Origin of the sequence: Pseudomonas lurida, assembly GCF_002563895.1 — a bacterium.
Taxonomy (GTDB): Bacteria; Pseudomonadota; Gammaproteobacteria; order Pseudomonadales; family Pseudomonadaceae; genus Aquipseudomonas; species Aquipseudomonas lurida.
On sequence record NZ_PDJB01000001.1, the window covers coordinates 2126300 to 2140139 of the forward strand.

Below are 13840 nucleotides of genomic sequence, written 5' to 3' on the forward strand. Positions count from 1 at the left end.
GTCAAGTGTCCATACTGTGGCCGCAGTGCATGAGCGCCTGGATCAGGTATTTGCGCACGGTGCGTTCCGACAGGTTGAGTTGCCGGGCGATTTGCTGTTGGGTCATTTCTTCGAGGTAATACAGCACGAAGGCCTGGCGTGAATACTCGTGCATGCCTTCCAGGATAAACGCGATCTGTTCGAGGGCCTCGAGGGTGGTGTGGATCTGCTCCGGGGACTGAAACCCCTCGAGTGCGTCAACCGTGAGGGCCAATGCCTGCAGGTAAGCCTGTTCTATCTGCTTGCGCCGCGCCTGGTCGATGAGCAGGCGCCTGGCCGTGGTGCTCAAATACGCTCGGGGTTCGCGGATGCCGGCGACGGATTCGCGCGCATTCAGGATGCGTGCAAACGTATCCTGCGCCAGGTCGGCAGCATTGTGTCGGCAGCCCAGTTTGCGTCGCAGCCAGGTGAGCAGCCAGCCATGATGCTCGCTGTAGAGCTGGGTAATTTCCCGTTGAAATGGCGGTTCACCCACAGGCATAGGCGTGGCTCAGGCGTTATTGAGAATGGTTTTTAATTGTGCGGCCAAGCCGATGGTAAACGCAATAGACTCGCGTTTAAGGGGGCAGGAGCCCGTTTTTATGGGGGTTTACCCATGACGAGAAAATATTTCAAATAAATTGCATTTAAATCAAGACATTGCGGATTTTTGGTGTATGATGCCGCCCACACCGAAAGTGAAGGGTGATTAGCTCAGCTGGGAGAGCATCTGCCTTACAAGCAGAGGGTCGGCGGTTCGATCCCGTCATCACCCACCATTCGCTTCAAGTGTTACGCGCAGCGGTAGTTCAGTCGGTTAGAATACCGGCCTGTCACGCCGGGGGTCGCGGGTTCGAGTCCCGTCCGCTGCGCCATATTCGGTAACCTGGAACGCTGAACGCCAGGTCACCACAGGAAGCCCGCTCATTGAGCGGGCTTTTTTTCGTCCGCGATTTAGCCTCCCGGTGCCTTGCCGTTGTGCACTGCATGTTCGTCCTGAACTGTGCTGGTGCGCCATGACGTGAGGGAATACCCCCATGCAGATTGGTTGATTGCGCCCTCGGCCGCTTAAACGGTTATCTATAGCCACGCGAAGACTTCCAGGCGAGTGACTGGCAGCAGGATGCTGCCGTACCCGCTCATTCACATAAAAATAGTCTGCAAGGGGAATGGCTCTAGATGAAATATCCACTGCGTCCGTTGGTGTTCTGGCCAACTTTCCTGATCCTGCTGGCGGCGGTGATTGTCAGCTACATCGACCTGAATGCATTCCTTGCAGTCAGCAAACAACTGAACAACCTGATCCTGAAAAACTTCTCATGGCTGTTCAGCGCTGGCTCGTTTGCCATGGTGGTACTGACCGCCATCGTCTACTTCTCTGCGCTGGGCAAGGTGCGCATAGGCGGTGAAGACGCCCAGCCGTTGCTGAGCAAATGGCGTTGGTTCATGGTGGCGCTGTGCACCACGCTGGCGGTGGGTGTGCTGTTCTGGACCACGGCTGAACCGCTCTATCACCTGTACGGCCCACCCACCAGCCAGCCCATCCAGGCGGGCAGTTCGGCGGCCAAGAGCTTTGCCATGTCGACGATGTTCCTGCACTGGACCATCACCCCCTACGCCATCTACCTGGTGCCCTCGCTGGTGTTTGCGCTGGTGTTCTATAACCGTCGCAGCCACTTCTCCATCGGCGCCATGCTCGAGCCGCTATTGGGCGAGGCGCGCGTCAAGCGCTACGCGGGGCTGATCGATACCCTGGCGATGTTCGCCCTGGTGGCCGGCATGGCCTCGTCCCTGGGCACGGGCGCGCTGACCCTGGCCGGTGGCCTGGCCCAGTACATCGGTGGGGAAACCACGCCGTTCCGCCTGGCCATCATCATTGCAATCATCGTCATCACCTTTGTCGCGTCGGCCGCCAGCGGTCTGCAGAAAGGTATTGTAATGCTGTCATCGTTCAACACCTGGATCATGCTGGCCCTGGGGTTGTTCGTGCTGCTGTGCGGGCCGACCTTGTACATGTTCAGCCTCGGCGTCGAATCCCTTGGCGTGTACCTTGACACCTTCTTCAGCCGCAGCCTGTTCACCGGCGCTGCCAGCGGCGACACCTGGCCGCATAGCTGGACGGTGTTCTACTGGTCGGTGTGGTTTGCCTGGGCGCCCGTGAGTGCGCTGTTCCTCGGCAAGATCGGCCGTGGTTACACCGTGCGCGAATTCATCCATATCAACATGTTCTACCCGGCGTTGTTCACCGCGGTGTGGATCTGCATTTTCTCCGGCACCAGCCTGTACTTCGATGCGCTGGGTGATGGCAGCCTCAACCGTGTGCTGAACGAGCAGGGTGTGGAGCACGTGCTTTACCAGATGTTCCAGCAATTGCCGGCCAGTGGCCTGATGATCGCGTTCCTGCTGTTCGTGGCGTTCATCTCTTTCGTCACCGCGGCCGACTCCAGCACCGACGTGATTGCCAACCTGTGCAGCAAAGGCGTGACGGCTGATTCCGACCTCGACGGCAACCCGCTGCTGAAGATCATCTGGGGCCTGATCATCGGCTCGGTGTCGTGGGTGATGGTCGCGTTCGTGGGCATCGACGGCGTGAAGATGCTCTCCAACCTCGGTGGCTTGCCGGGAATGATCCTGGTGTTGCTGGCCAGTACCTCACTCATCTTTTGGCTGAAGAACCCGGCGCTGCTCACTGTGAAAACCGTCGGGCCGGCGACTGAGCCCGAGCCGAGTGGCGCCAGGCCCGTCGCGGAATTCGCCCGCTAGGCGCCACACCCTGTGTGTCTCCCCGCGCTCCCGTCCGGGCGCAGGGGAGCTGTTTGTTCGCAATGAACGTGTTTGGAGTTACCGATGGAAATCGTTACCGAGTTTGCCTACAAGGTCCGCGAAATCGAGCACTGCCTTATCCCCCTCAAAGACGGCACCCAACTGGCCGCCCGCATCTGGCTGCCAGAAGTTGCCGGCCTGCAGACCTTCCCGGCAATCCTGGAGTACCTGCCGTACCGCAAACGCGATGGCACGGCTGTGCGCGATGCGTTGACCCACCCGTGGATGGCGGGGCAGGGCTATGTGTGCGTACGCGTCGATATGCGCGGCAACGGCGAATCCCGGGGGCTGATGGCCGATGAATACCTGCTGCAGGAACAGGAGGATGCCCTCGAGGTGATCGACTGGCTATGCCAGCAACCCTGGTGCGATGGCAACGTCGGCATGATGGGCATCTCCTGGGGCGGCTTCAATGGCCTGCAAGTCGCGGCACGCCAGCCCGAGGCGCTGAAGGCAATCATTACCCTGTGCTCCACCGATGACCGCTTTGCTGACGACATCCATTACAAAGGCGGCAACCTGCTGATGGAAAACTTCGGTTGGGCCGCCACCATGCTCAACTTCAGCGCTGCCGTGCCCGATCCCTTGTTGGTCGGCGATGACTGGAAAACCCTCTGGCACCAACGTCTGGACGCCATGCCGTTGCTTGCCGAAACGTGGCTGCAGCATCAGACCCGCGATGACTACTGGCGCCATGGCTCAGTGTGCGAGGACTACGCGCAGATCAAGGCCGCGGTCTATGCCGTGGGCGGGTGGGGCGATGCCTACCGCAATACCGTTTCGCGCCTGATGGAAAATCTGCCGGGGCCGAAGAAGGCCATGATCGGTCCATGGATCCACAAGTACCCGCATTTCGCTGTGCCTAATCCGGCCATCGGTTTTCTGCAAGAAGCCAAACGCTGGTGGGATCACTGGCTCAAGGGCATCGATAATGGGGTGATGGATGACGCCGCCTGTACTTTTTACCTACAGGATGTTCTGCCGCCAAAGGGCAGTTATGCCGAACGGCCGGGCATCTGGGTGCAGACGGCCGGCTGGCCGGATCCGCAGGTGCAATGGACTGATTTCAGCCTCGGCGAACACGGCCTCAATGCGGGCGCGGACCTTCTGGTCACGCCGCGCAGCATTTGCTCGCCGCTGAATACCGGGCTGCATCAGGGCGAATATTGCGCGATCTGGTTTGGCCCCGATGGCCCGACGGATCAGCGTCGCGATGATGCCCACTCGCTGTGCTTTGACTCTCAACCGTTGACCGAACCTCTGGCACTGCTGGGCGACGCGCGCCTCAAGCTGCGGGTGGCGAGTGACACATCCTGTGGTCAATTGATCGCCCGGTTGAATGCAGTGGCTCCGGATGGGCAGGTCACGCAGATCAGCTATGGCGTGCTCAATCTCACGCTTCGAGAGGATGTTTCCTATGTAACACCTGTAGTTCCGGATGAGCCGATGGACGTGCAATTAAACCTCGACCATATTGGCATGCGCCTGCCCGCCGGCTACCGTTTGCGCCTGGCCCTGAGCACCGCGAGTTTCCCGCTGTTGTGGCCGAGCCGCGAGTTGACCACCCTGACCTTGCTGCCGACCCTGCAAAGCCTGCAACTGCCGGTGTTCAAGGGCGAAGCGGTGGCGTGTCCGTTCGAAGCGCCACAATCGGCGCCTCCGGCCAACCTGGAAGTACTGCGCGCCGCCGCGCCGAAACGCACCCTGGTCGAAGACGTGGGCAGCGGTGCCGTCTGCGTGAAGATCGAAGATGACCTGGGCGCGGTGCGTTTTACCGACCATGGCCTGTCGGTGGATCAGCGTTGCACCGAGCAATATCGCACCCTGCCCTGGGATCCGCTGTCGACGCGTGCTGATATCGAATGGCACTACCGAGTTGGCCGCGATCAGTGGGCGGTAGAGGTGGAGAGTCGCTTGAGCGTGCACGCCGATGCCGAGTGGTTCTACATCGACGCGGAGCAGACCGCCTGGGAAAACGGACAGCTGGAGCACCGCCGGCAATGGAGCAAACGCGTGGCGAGGGTCGCACTGTGAGCGGGCAAATGGCAGGATGCCTGCCAACGTGATCTCTGCGGGCCTGGGGAAACCTGAGCCCGTGACTGCCAATGGAACTGCCCATGTCGCGCCGAAACGTCGATCTTCCACCCCTCAACTGCCTGCAGACCTTCGAGGCGGCGGCCCGTCATTTGAGCTTCACCCAGGCGGCCCATGAACTGAACCTGACCCAGAGTGCCGTCAGCCGCCAGGTCAAGCGCCTCGAGGAAGACCTGGCGCGCCCACTGTTTTATCGGCTGGCCCAGGGCTTGAGCCTGACGCCCGCCGGTGTGCGTTACTTCCGTACCATCCAACGCCTGTTGCGCGAACTCGACCGCGAGTCCGCCGAGTTGCGCCGTCGCGGCGCCGATCGCCAGTTGACCCTGGCCAGCACCCCCACCATCAGTTCGATCTGGCTCGCCGGTCTGTTGCCACAGTTCCAGCGCGAACACCCGGATCTGGATATCCGTATCCTGTGCAGCGAAAGCCCCAGCCACCTGGACGTCAGCGAATATGACCTGGGCCTGTTCTATCACCTGGATGACCTGCCGGCACCACACGGCCTGGAGTTGTCGCCAGTGTTCGATAGCGAGCAGGTCATTACCGTATGCAGTCCCGGCTACGTCGAGCGTCACGGTCCGATTCGCGACCTGCAACACCTGTTGCACGCTCACACCTTGTTGATTGTCGAGGACCATTATCACGACTGGCTGACCTGGACCGACTGGTTCGCTGACGCCGGCGCCGACTACTACACCCCGCGTCATGCGCTGCGTACCAACAGTTATCAACTGCTGATGCAGTCGGCGGTGATGGGGCATGGTGTCGCGTTGGGCTGGAAGAGTCTGCTGGAGGACGACCTCGCGTCCGGCCGCCTGCAAATGGCCTTGCCCCACACCATGCATAGCCGCGGCCGCCTGCATTTGATGCAACCCCATCATCGCAACCCGCCCTTGGCGGTGCGCAGTTTTCGCCAATGGTTGCTCGCCCATGGCGGTCGCATGAACAGCCATGAGCCCGAGCCTACACACCCACCAGCCGGTAACCCACTTGCAGTTCGGTAATGAAATGCTGTGGCTGGGCAGGGTTCGCCTCGAGTTTTTGCCGTAAATGCGCCATGTGCACGCGCAGGTAATGCGCGCGGTCGACGTAATCCAGCCCCCAGACTTCCAGGAGTAACTGCCGGTGTGTCAGCACCCTGCTTTGGCCGCGAATCATGGCGCAGAGCAAGCGGTATTCGATGGGCGTCAGGTGCACTGAGTGGCCTTGGCGTGACACTTCATGGGTCGCCAGGTCAACTTCGATTTCGCCGAATGCCACCTTGCTGGTGGCTACCACGTTACCGGTCTGTCCATGCCGGCGCAGTTGGGCACGGATGCGTGCGAGCAACTCGGGCACGCCGAAAGGTTTGGTCAGGTAGTCATCGGCACCTGCATCCAGGGCGGCGACTTTCTCTTCTTCGCGATCACGGGCCGACAGCACCACAATCGGCACCGACAGCCAGCCACGCAGTTCGCTGATCAGTTGTTTGCCGTCGCCATCCGGCAGGCCAAGGTCGACGATCACCACGTCAGGTTGGCGGCTCGCGGCGTGAATCAAGGCGCGTTTGACGCTGTCGGCCTCGAACACCTGAAAGCCTTCATCCTGCAAGGCGATCCCGACAAAGCGGCGAATATTGGCTTCGTCCTCGACAATCAAAATACGTGCAGTGCTCATAGGGGTTCCATGGAGGGCGGGCTACCCGCCGGTAGCGTGATGATGAAATGCATGCCGCTTTGGTGGCCGGGGCTGGTTTCAATATGGCCGCCGTGTGCCTCGACGATGCGTTTGGCCAGTGCCAGGCCCAGGCCGATGCCCGTGATGGACGACTCCTGCTGGCCGCGTGCAAAGGGTTCGAACAGATGGGTCGGCGCGTAGCCGGGGCCGGTATCGCTGACCTCCAGCACGATGCTGCCCGCCGTCTTGTCGGCGCTGACGGTAATGGCCGTGCCGGGCGGCGTGTACTTGGCCGCATTGTCCAGGAGGTTGACCAGCACCCGTTCGATCATCAGCGCGTCAACCTCCACCAGTGGCAAATGCGCGCTCAGCCTGGTGTGCACGACGTGTCGCGCCAGCGGTTCACGCAACTGGCGCAGTGCGCTGCCGACGATCTCTTCCAGGGAGTGCCATTGGCGGTTCAGGCGCACGCCGCGCTCTTGCATGCGTGCCATGTCCAGCAGGTTTTCGATCAGGCGCTGCATCGACGTGGCTTGTTCGTGAATGCCCTGCAGCAGCTCGGCCAATGGGCCGGGCGGGGCGTGGGGCAGGGCGGTGTCGGCGGCGCCGATCAGGGTGGTCAGCGGTGTACGCAGGTCGTGGGAAATGGCGGCCAGCAGGGTGTTGCGCATTTTTTCACCCTCCATCTGCACCAGGGTGCTCTGGGCGACTTCGACGAAGTGCACCCGCTCCAGAGCGATCGCCAATTGGCTCATGCACGCCTCCAGCAGGCGGCGCTCCTGCGGATCGTTAAGGCGCTCGCTCTGGGCGAGTTCCAGCACCAGCACGCCACGTACACGCATCGGTGCTTTCAGCGGCAAGTAGCAGCCCTGAGCTGCCGACAGCGTGTCGGTGCCGTGACCGGCGGCCTGGCCATGGTCGTAGGTCCATTGGGCGATACTGTCGTCAATCGGCAGCCCGCCTCCGGCGACACTGTGCACGCCATCGGCGGCGTCTGGCAGTGCCAGGCCGACACGCGCCTCGAAAACGCCGCTGAAGGTGCGCAATGCCACTTCGCTGATTTGCTCCACCGTCAGCGCCGCCGACAGGTCGCGGGCCAGGCGGGCCAACGAGGTCGCCCGGCGTTCCCGAGCAGCGGCGGTTCGGGCCTCATGGCGCAGGCGGGCGGTGAGTTGCCCGGTGATCAGGGCGATGCCGAGCATCAGTGCAAAGGTGAAGAAATATTGCGTGTCGTTGACGGTGAACGAGTAGCGCGGCTGCACGAAAAAAAAGTCGAAACACAGCACCGCAAGCATGGCGGCCCACACGCCGGGGCCGCGTCCGTAGCGCAAGGCCACCAGCACGACAGTCAGCAAAAACACCATGACCACGTTGGCCAAGTCGAACACCTGGAGCAGCAGCGCAGCGATGGCGCTGGCAGCGAAACAGGCGAGGCTGGCCCAGAGGTAGGCCAGCCGTGTACCGGGTTGCGGTGCGGGTTTTTCGATCACAGGCGGTTTGCCCGGCAGTACCCCGTGGGCAATCACGATCTGGTCGATTTGCGGATGATGTCGGCTGATCCGATCACTGACCGATTGGTGCCACAGCCGCCACGCCTGGCGCGGGTGATGGCCGAGTACCAGGCGATTGGCGTTGTGCTCGCGGGCACAGGCGGCCAGGGCTTCGGCCACGTCCATGCCCGGCAGCGTCGCAGTGTCGGCACCGAACTCACTGGCCAGGGCCAGGGTTTTCATGGCGGTCAGGTAACGCTTGGCGCCGTGCCCTTGCTGCGTGGCCACATGCACCACGATCCAGTCGGCTTCGAGTTTTTGGGCCAGGCGCGCGGCTTCCCGCACCAGTCGCTCATCGCCGCTGTCGCCGGCTACGCCCACCAGCAAACGCTCGCGGGCCGGCCACAGCGTATTGATCGAGCGTTCGCGGCGGTAGGTGCGCATCTGCATGTCGACACGGTCGGCGGTGCGTCGCAAGGCCAGCTCGCGCAAGGCCAGCAAGTTGCCCTTGCGGAAGAAGTGCCGCGACGCGCGCGCCGCCGCAGGGCCCAGGTACACCTTGCCATCCTTGAGGCGTTGCAGCAGATCATCGGGGGGCAGGTCGATCACCACCACTTCGTGGGCGTTGTCGAACACGTGATCCGGTACGGTTTCACGTACGCGAATACCGATGATCCCGCTGACCAAGTCATTCAAGCTTTCAAGGTGCTGGACATTGAGCGTGGTCCACACGTCGATGCCAGCGCCCAGCAATTCTTCGACATCCTGCCAGCGTTTGGGGTGGCGTGAACCAGGGGCATTGCTGTGGGCGAGTTCGTCGACCAGCACGACAGCGGGATGCCTGTGCAGTGCGGCGTCGAGGTCGAACTCTTCGAGTGGGAACTCGCGGTGCAAGAGGGCGGCGCGGGGCAATTGCTCCAGGCCATGGAGTAGATCAGCCGTCTCCGCGCGGCCATGGGTTTCTACCACGCCCGCCAGTACGTCGCGGCCCTGCGTGACTGCACGTTGCGCCGCCGCGAGCATGGCGCAGGTCTTGCCCACGCCTGCGTTGGAGCCAAAGTAGATACGCAGTTTGCCGCGCAAGGCGGCCTGTTCTTCCTGCTGGACCCAGGCGAGCAGGGCGTCGGGGTCGGGGCGTTCGTCGGGTGGGACGTCGAGTCTTTTGATAGTTGCCATAAACCTGCCTGTATGTCGAAGCCGTTCAAAGTCCTTTTAGGCATCGGCTTGCCGAAGATGAGGCCCTGGAGGACGCCATCGCCGGCAAGCCGAGGCCACAGCGCGCGGTGTTACACCAGGCCCAGCCCCGTCAGCAGCATGTCGATCAGCTTGATCCCGGCAAACGGCACCAGCACTCCGCCCACGCCATAGACGAGCAGGTTGCGGTTGAGCAACGCCGCCGCGCCGATCGCCCGGTAGGTCACCCCGCGCAAGGCCAGTGGAATCAGCGCGATGATGATCAATGCGTTGAAAATCACTGCGCTGAGGATCGCTGAGTTAGGGCTGCCGAGGTGCATCACGTTCAGGGCGCCGAGCTGTGGATAGGTGGCCACAAACGCCGCCGGAATGATTGCGAAGTACTTCGCCACATCATTGGCCACGCTGAAGGTGGTGAGGGCGCCACGGGTCATCAGCATCTGTTTGCCCACCTCGACCACTTCGATCAGCTTGGTCGGGTTGCTGTCGAGGTCGACCATGTTCCCAGCCTCTTTCGCCGCCTGGGTCCCGCTGTTCATCGCCACTGCCACGTCAGCCTGGGCCAGCGCTGGCGCATCGTTGGTGCCATCGCCGGTCATGGCCACGAGCTTGCCCTGTGCCTGGTAGTCGCGGATCAATTGCAGCTTGTCTTCCGGGCGCGCCTCGGCGAGGAAGTCATCCACACCGGCCTCGACGGCGATGGCGGCGGCGGTCAGGCGGTTGTCGCCGGTGATCATCACGGTCTTGATGCCCATGCGTCGCAGCTCGGCGAAGCGCTCCTTGATGCCGCCCTTGACCACGTCCTTGAGCTCGACCACGCCGAGTGCCTTAGCACCGTCCGACACCACCAGTGGGGTACTGCCGCGACGCGAGACTTCGTCGACTTTTGCCTGCAGCGCTGCCGGGAAACTCCCACCCAGAGCTTCAATATGGCTGCGAATCGCATCTGCTGCGCCCTTGCGAATCGCCCGGCCCTGGGGCAGGTCGACGCCGCTCATGCGAGTTTGCGCGGTGAAGTGCACAAAGCTTGCGCCCAATGCGTTGATGTCCCGCGCGCGGATATCGAACTTCTGCTTGGCCAGCACCACGATGCTGCGGCCTTCAGGGGTTTCGTCGGCCAGCGAGGCGAGTTGCGCAGCGTCGGCCAGATCGGCTTCCTTCACGCCCGGTGCCGGCAAAAAGTGGCTGGCCTGGCGGTTGCCCAACGTGATGGTGCCGGTCTTGTCCAGCAGCAGCACGTCGACATCCCCCGCTGCCTCGACCGCGCGGCCTGAGGTAGCGATCACGTTCGCTGACATCATCCGGCTCATGCCCGCCACGCCGATGGCCGAAAGCAGGCCGCCGATGGTGGTGGGGATCAGGCACACCAGCAACGCCACCAATACCGTGGCACTGATCACGCTGCCGCTGCCGCTCATGGCCACGGCGAAAATCGAGTAGGGGCTCAGCGTGGCAATCACCAGCAGGAACAGCAGGGTCAGGCCCACCAGTAAAATCGTCAACGCGACTTCATTGGGGGTCTTCTGCCGCTTGGCTGACTCGACCATCGAGATCATACGGTCCAGGAAGGATTCGCCGGGGTTGACGCTGATGCGCACCACCAGCCAGTCCGACAGCACGCGCGTACCACCGGTGACCGAGGAAAAGTCGCCCCCGGCCTCGCGGATCACCGGGGCCGACTCGCCGGTGATTGCACTTTCATCCACCGACGCGACTCCTTCAATCACCACGCCATCCAGCGGCACCAAGTCGCCGGCCTCGATCAATACCACGTTGTCCTTGCGCAATTGGCTGGCTTCCAACGGCAGCCATGCGCTGCCGTGACGGGGTTGCTGCAGCAATTTGGCCAGGGTCTGGCGCTTCATGCCTCGCAGGCTGGCAGCCTGGGCCCGGCTGCGACCTTCGGCCAGGGCCTCGGCGAAGTTGGCGAACAGTACCGTGAACCACAGCCATAACGTGATGCTGAGGATGAAACCACTGGGTGCTTCACCCTGGCCGCCCAGGGACTGCAGCCACAGCAGGGTGGTGAGGATGCTGCCCAGGTACACCACGAACATCACCGGGTTTTTCCATTGGGCCTGGGGCAGCAGTTTCTTCAGCGCATCGAGACCGGCAGTGAGCAGGATGCGTCGGTCGAACAGGGGTAGACGGGCGTTCTTCATCATCTCTTACTCACTGACCGCGATGGCGGGCTGACGAGCATCCAGCGCCAGGTTGAGTTGCAGTACATTGACCCGTGGCTCGCCGAGCAGCCCCAAGGTGCGGGCGCTGGTGTGCTCGCTGAGCAGTTGCAGCAGTTCGGGTTCCGGGAGGTGCCGCAGGCGAGCCACCCGTGCCAGTTGCAGGCGAGCGTTGGCCACCGAGATATGCGGGTCAAGGCCGGAGGCGGAAGCGGTCACCGCATCGACTGGCACGGGGGCATCGGCGGCGAGGGCGTTTTCCTGGCGATAGGCCTGCGCCCGCGCGGCGACCTGGTCTACCAGTTTCTGGCTGGTCGGGCCTAGGTTGCTGGCGCCGCTGGAACCTGCGTTGTAGGGCTGCGAGATGCTCTTGCTTGGGTCCTGCGGGTCGGCCCCGAGGGTCATGCTCGGGCGGCCATGGAAGTACGCGGGTTGGGTGAAGTGTTGGCCAATCAGGGTTGAACCGATCACCCGCCCGTCGTGTTCAATCAATGAACCGCGGGCCTGAAACGGGAACAACAGCTGGGCGGCAACGGTGGTGAAAGCCGGGTACGCCAGCCCCGTCAGCAGCATGAAAAACACCGCCGAAACCAGCACCGGGCGCAACAGCCCTTTAAATATCGATTGCGTTGTCATCCACATGTCCTCAGTTGTACGTCTGGCCGGACAGCAACTGCAGTTGCTCTACCAGCGGACCGAGCGCGAGCGCCGGCAGGAAGGTCAGGCCACCGACCACCAACACCACGAACACCACCAGCAGCATGAACAATGGTGTGGCGGTCGGGATGGTGCCGGCACCGGCAGGCACGGTCTTTTTCATCGCCAGGGAACCGGCCACGGCCAGCATCGGCAGCATGGTGAAGAAGCGCCCGATCAACATCGCCAGGCCGATGGTGGTATTGAAAAACGGCGTGTTGGCATTCAACCCGGCAAAGGCCGAACCGTTGTTGGCGGTGCCGGAGGTGTAGGCGTAAAGCACTTCGCTGAAACCGTGTGGGCCGAGGTTGTTGAGGCTCGCCAGGGTGTCCGGCCACAGGGCGGCGAGGGCTGTGAAACCAAGGATGCTGATGGGGTGCGCGAGTACCGAGAGCATCACCAGTTTCATCTCTCGGGCCTCGATCTTCTTGCCGAGGAATTCCGGGCTGCGGCCGATCATCATGCCCACCAGGAACACCGTCAGCAGGGCGTACTGGATCAGGTTGATAAAGCCCACGCCGTCGCCGCCGAACACGCAGTTGAGCATCATCTGCGCCAAGGGCACGAAGCCTCCCATGGGGGTCAGCGAGTCGTGCATGGCGTTGACCGAACCGGTGGTTGCCGCTGTGGTGGTCGCGATGAAGAGGCTGCTGTCGGCGATACCGAAGCGCAGTTCCTTGCCTTCCATATTGCCGCCGCTTTGTTCCAGCGACAGGGCCTGGTTTGCGCCGGCCTGGGTCAGCAGCGGGTTGCCACTTTGCTCGGCACCGTACACCAGCGCGAGAAAGCCGATGAACATCACCAGGAAGGTACCGAAAAACACCCAGCCCTGACGGCGTTGCAAGAGCATGCTGCCGAAGGTGTAGGTCAGCGCTGAGGGAATCAGCAGCATGCTGAGGATGTGCAGGATGTTGGTCAGTGGCGTCGGGTTTTCGAACGGGTGTGCAGCGTTCATGCTGAAGAAGCCGCCGCCATTGGTGCCGATATGCTTGATCGATTCAAAGCTGGCGACTGCGCCGACGATCAACTGTTGCTGCGCGCCCTCCAGCGTAGTGGCCAGGGCCTGGGACGCAAAGGTCTGCGGCATGCCCTGCCACACATAGACCAACGCCATGCCGACACACACTGGCAGCATCACACGGTAAAGCGTGCGCGTGAAGTCGACCCAGAAGTTGCCGATATCGGCCGAACTGGAACGACTCAATCCGCGGATGAAGCCCGCAGCCGCGACCACGCCAGAGGTGGCGCCGACAAACATCAGAAAGGTGATGACCGCCATTTGGCTGAAGTTCGACAGGCTGGTTTCACCCGAGTACGCCTGCCAGTTGGTGTTGGTAATAAAGGAGGCGGCGGTGTTGAACGCCAGGTCCGGTGTTTGTGCGGCGAGCCCCAGGGGATTGATCGGCATCACTGCCTGCAGGCGCAGGACCACATAGCCGAGCAGCATCATCGCCGCATTCGCCAGCAACAACGCTGAGCCGTAGCGGGCCCAGCCCATGGTCTCGCGTGGGTCAATACCCAGCAGGCGATAGGTACAACGTTCCGGCAGGGCGTGGTGAACCCCGGTGAACACCCGGGCCAGCCACTTGCCCATCAGCACGGCGAGCCCGGTCATCAACCCCAGGACCAACGTAAATTCCAGCAAAGTGCTTAACATGTCGTGGCTCCGTTCAAATCTTGCCCATGGCG

At 62.3% G+C, this 13840-nt stretch carries 9 protein-coding genes and 2 tRNA genes; 5 read left to right on the forward strand and 6 right to left on the reverse strand.

Going from position 1 to position 13840, the window contains the following annotated elements:
• Position 1 precedes the first annotated feature (1 nt).
• Positions 2–520 (reverse strand): sigma-70 family RNA polymerase sigma factor, encoded by a 519-nt coding sequence (locus tag ATH90_RS09805; RefSeq protein WP_098466165.1) that lies wholly within the window; start codon positions 518–520, stop codon positions 2–4.
• Positions 521–721: 201 nt separating this feature from the next.
• Here ATH90_RS09805 and ATH90_RS09810 point away from each other — a divergent pair.
• From ATH90_RS09810 to ATH90_RS09830, 5 genes are all read left to right on the forward strand, one after another.
• Positions 722–797: transfer RNA gene (locus ATH90_RS09810), tRNA-Val, on the forward strand.
• A gap of 19 nt (positions 798–816) precedes the next feature.
• A tRNA-Asp gene (locus tag ATH90_RS09815) sits at positions 817–893 on the forward strand.
• Between the two features lie 304 nt (positions 894–1197).
• Complete coding sequence (locus tag ATH90_RS09820) at positions 1198–2781, forward strand: BCCT family transporter (RefSeq protein ID WP_034103039.1); 1584 nt, start codon at positions 1198–1200, stop codon at positions 2779–2781.
• A gap of 84 nt (positions 2782–2865) precedes the next feature.
• Positions 2866–4875 (forward strand): CocE/NonD family hydrolase, encoded by a 2010-nt coding sequence (locus ATH90_RS09825; RefSeq protein WP_098466166.1) that lies wholly within the window; start codon positions 2866–2868, stop codon positions 4873–4875.
• An 83-nt stretch (positions 4876–4958) separates the two neighbouring features.
• Positions 4959–5939, forward strand: a complete 981-nt coding sequence (locus ATH90_RS09830) for a LysR substrate-binding domain-containing protein (RefSeq protein WP_052211072.1) — start codon at positions 4959–4961, stop codon at positions 5937–5939.
• Here ATH90_RS09830 and ATH90_RS09835 read toward each other — a convergent pair.
• The 5 genes from ATH90_RS09835 to kdpA form a co-directional block, all read right to left on the reverse strand.
• A complete protein-coding gene (locus ATH90_RS09835; protein WP_034103043.1) occupies positions 5899–6591 on the reverse strand; it encodes a response regulator in 693 nt (230 codons plus the stop codon). The two genes, ATH90_RS09830 and ATH90_RS09835, sit on opposite strands and share 41 nt — an antisense overlap.
• Positions 6588–9257 carry a sensor histidine kinase gene (locus ATH90_RS09840; protein ID WP_098466167.1) on the reverse strand — a complete coding sequence of 890 codons (2670 nt, stop codon included), beginning with the start codon at positions 9255–9257 and terminating at the stop codon, positions 6588–6590. Before ATH90_RS09840 ends, ATH90_RS09835 begins: the two co-directional genes overlap by 4 nt.
• Before the next feature lie 110 nt (positions 9258–9367).
• On the reverse strand, positions 9368–11440 hold the full coding sequence (gene kdpB / locus ATH90_RS09845) for a potassium-transporting ATPase subunit KdpB (protein WP_034103047.1): 2073 nt from the start codon (positions 11438–11440) through the stop codon (positions 9368–9370).
• Between the two features lie 3 nt (positions 11441–11443).
• The gene (gene kdpC, locus ATH90_RS09850) at positions 11444–12091 is read right to left on the reverse strand and encodes a K(+)-transporting ATPase subunit C (RefSeq protein WP_034103050.1); all 648 of its coding nucleotides are present in this window, start codon (positions 12089–12091) and stop codon (positions 11444–11446) included.
• Between the two features lie 10 nt (positions 12092–12101).
• Positions 12102–13808, reverse strand: a complete 1707-nt coding sequence (gene kdpA / locus ATH90_RS09855; RefSeq protein ID WP_034103053.1) for a potassium-transporting ATPase subunit KdpA — start codon at positions 13806–13808, stop codon at positions 12102–12104.
• Between the last annotated feature and the right edge of the window lie 32 nt (positions 13809–13840).